Below are 2,636 nucleotides of genomic sequence, written 5' to 3'. Positions count from 1 at the left end.
CGGCGACTCCTACGATAATGCGATGGCAGAGAGTATCAACGGGTTGTACAAAACGGAGGTTATCCACCGCGGGAGCTGGAAAAACCGGACGGAAGTGGAGTTGGCCACGCTGGACTGGGTGGACTGGTACAACAACAGAAGGCTGCTCGGGCGGCTGGGTTACATCCCTCCTACTGAAGCCGAAATGAACTATTACGCTTTGCAATTAGCATCAGAGGAAGCGGCGTAGTATTGCCAAAATTACTCTCTAATAAACTCGGGGTTATTCAATGCTGAAATGAGGGCGTGATAGTCGCCTGTGCCTTGATACCCGCGCGGATGGACGCAGAGGTTGTGGCGCCACCGCTCAGCCAGGCGTTAATTTAGTACCGTGGCGCGGGAGCGTGTAATGCGGTGGCTGTGCCGACAAGCGGCGCGATACGAAGCGGTGACGGACGCCGTCACGATAGCCGCTGGGTGGCCGGTCCGGCAGGCTTCACCGCGCCCAAGCTGACCCGTGCAGCCGACGAAAAGCGGCAGGTTATACCACGCCCAAGCTGACCCATGCAGCCGACGAAATGCGTCAGGTTATCCCGCGCCCAAGCTAACCCGTGCAGCCAACGAAAAGCGGCAGGTTATCCCGCGCCCGGGCTAACCCGTTCAGCCGACGAAGGTGGCAGGTTATCCCGCGCCCGGTCTGACCCGTGCAGCTGACGAAATGCGGCAAATTATCCCGCGCCCGGGCTAACCCGTTCAGCCGACGAAAAGCGGCAATCCACTGCGTCGTTCAGCAGCGCCAGCAGGCGCTCGCTGTCTTCCCAGCCAAGACAGGCATCGGTAATGGATTGACCGTAGGTTAGTGGCGCGTCGGCGCGCAGGGTCTGATTCCCCGCCACCAGATTACTTTCCACCATTACCCCCACCACCTGACGGCTGCCGTCGCGCAATTGTTGGCCAACAGAATGCGCGACGTCCCATTGACGGCGATACTGCTTCTGGCTGTTGCCGTGGCTGAAATCCACCAGCAAATGCGCCGGCAGCCCAAACGACGCCAATTGCGCACAGGCATCGGCGATCGCCTGCGGCTGGTAATTGGGCACTTTGCCCCCGCGCATAATAATATGCCCATACGGGTTGCCGCCGGTCTGATAAATCGTCATCTGACCTTGCTTGTCCGGCGACAGAAAGAGATGAGACGCACGGGCGGCGCGAATGGCGTCGATGGCGATCTGAATATTACCGTCCGTGCCGTTCTTAAAGCCGACCGGGCAGGACAGCGCCGAGGCCATTTCGCGGTGGATCTGGCTTTCGGTCGTGCGCGCGCCGATAGCGCCCCAGCTAATCAGATCGGCAATATATTGGCCGGTGACCATATCCAGGAATTCGGTGGCGGTCGGCAAACCCAATTCGTTGACCGCCAGCAAGAGCCGCCTTGCAACCTCTAACCCGTCATTGACCCGAAAACTGCCGTCCAGCCCCGGGTCGGCAATCAACCCTTTCCAACCCACCACGGTGCGCGGTTTTTCAAAATAGGTACGCATCACGATTTCCAGTCGGTCCTGGTACTTGACGCGCAGCGGATTAAGCCGGCGCGCATAATCCAGCGCCGCATCGGTATCGTGGATGGAGCAGGGGCCGATTATCACCAGCAAACGGGGATCATCGCCGTGAAGAATACGTTCAATACGTTGGCGCACCCGCAGCACATTCTCAGCCAACGGCGCGCTTAGGGGCAAGGCGGCGGCCAGCGCGGCGGGAGCAACTAATCGATCGATGCGCCGCGTGCGCAATTCATCTGTCTTTTGCATGCTTATCTCTAATTGGGGACTTACCGCGGTGGCGTTACCGGGAAGCGATGCTGCTCACGATACCCCAACCGGCGCTGAATTCAACCTTGCCCGGCAAAAATTGCTAATACATGCGCCGGCTCATCCCCAACACATCCATAATTTTCGCCGCGATTTCCTCCACGGAATGATTAGTGGAGTTGAGATAGCGGATATTGTTATTGCGAAACAACGATTCCACTTCATTAATTTCCATCCGACACTGGCGCAGCGAGGCATAGCGGCTGTCGCTCAGGCGCTCATCGCGTATCGCCGCCAAACGCTCGGGGTCAATGGTCAGGCCAAACAGTTTGTCCTGATTGGCTTTTAGCGCCGCGGGCAGCGAAAGATTATCCATATCGTCGGCGATAAACGGGTAATTGGCGGCGCGGATACCATATTGCATCGCTAAATATAAACTGGTGGGCGTTTTACCGCAGCGCGACACCCCGAGCAAAATAATTTGCGCCTGATCCAGATTGCGCAGCGAAATACCGTCGTCGTGGGCCAGGGTATAATCAATAGCAGCGATACGCGCATCGTACTTACTTAAATTGGGTAATGACTCCAATTAGTAGAACATGTGTTTTTCGATGAAGGCTCCGATGACTTTTTCGTGGATCTCGACAGAGCGCGAGAAGCAAATCGTTTTACGCGCCAGTCGTTTAATGCGGGTACGGAGCGTCAGGTTATTGCGCTCTATATCTGCTTCGGCACCTCTCTTGCATAGCTGCCCCAGTTGTCACTGGTAATCATGCCGATGTTGAACGGCGTCAACAGAGCCAGCAATTCACGGCAGGTCTCATCGGTTCGGGGGCCAAAAGTGTAGGC

2 protein-coding genes and 2 pseudogenes are annotated in these 2,636 nt (G+C 57.0%); 1 reads left to right on the top strand and 3 read right to left on the bottom strand.

The window, feature by feature from the left end; translation table 11 throughout:
* The coding region (locus CINSTRO3249_RS14895; RefSeq protein WP_143146879.1) for an integrase core domain-containing protein at positions 1-229 on the top strand (229 nt) is incomplete at its 5' end.
* A gap of 478 nt (positions 230-707) precedes the next feature.
* Here the strand turns inward: CINSTRO3249_RS14895 and CINSTRO3249_RS14890 are convergent.
* From CINSTRO3249_RS14890 to CINSTRO3249_RS14880, 3 genes and pseudogenes are all read right to left on the bottom strand, one after another.
* Complete coding sequence (locus CINSTRO3249_RS14890) at positions 708-1,787, bottom strand: 3-deoxy-7-phosphoheptulonate synthase (RefSeq protein WP_074013811.1); 1,080 nt, start codon at positions 1,785-1,787, stop codon at positions 708-710.
* Between the two features lie 103 nt (positions 1,788-1,890).
* A pseudogene (locus CINSTRO3249_RS14885) lies at positions 1,891-2,361 on the bottom strand (kinase/pyrophosphorylase); the annotation flags it as partial.
* Between the two features lie 15 nt (positions 2,362-2,376).
* Positions 2,377-2,636: pseudogene (locus CINSTRO3249_RS14880) on the bottom strand (IS1 family transposase); the annotation flags it as partial.

The sequence above is a fragment of the Candidatus Sodalis sp. SoCistrobi genome (genome assembly GCF_900143145.1).
In the GTDB taxonomy this organism is placed as follows: domain Bacteria; phylum Pseudomonadota; class Gammaproteobacteria; order Enterobacterales; family Enterobacteriaceae; genus SoCistrobi.
The sequence above is the reverse complement of the archived record's forward strand: the minus strand, read 5'-3'. Positions and strand labels throughout refer to the sequence as shown.